This window comes from Rugamonas fusca (assembly GCF_014042365.1).
Lineage (GTDB): Bacteria > Pseudomonadota > Gammaproteobacteria > Burkholderiales > Burkholderiaceae_D > Rugamonas > Rugamonas fusca.
The window spans coordinates 1-255 of sequence record NZ_JACEZS010000111.1; the positions used below are offsets into that span (position 1 = coordinate 1).

At 61.6% G+C, this 255-nt stretch carries 1 protein-coding gene; it reads left to right on the forward strand.

What is annotated here, in order from left to right; genetic code table 11:
• Positions 1 to 255, forward strand: a 255-nt coding sequence (locus H3H36_RS26540; RefSeq protein WP_182220999.1) for an EAL domain-containing protein, incomplete at both ends; no start/stop codon positions are given.

Genomic DNA, 255 nt, shown 5'->3' on the forward strand with positions numbered 1-255 from the left:
AGCATCCGGTTGAAGGGCTGATACCGCCGGGGCGATTTATCGCGCTGGCCGAACAGAGCGGGCACATTGTGCCAATCGGCGCGTGGGCCTTGCAGACGGCGTGTCGGCAAGCCAGGCAATGGCTCGATACCTATGGTGATGGCCTGATGGTGGCGGTTAACTTATCGGCGGTGCAGTTTGCAGACGGTAACTTGTTCAATACCGTCACCGAGGCGTTGACCCGGTCCGGCTTGCCGTCGTCGCTGCTGGAGCTGG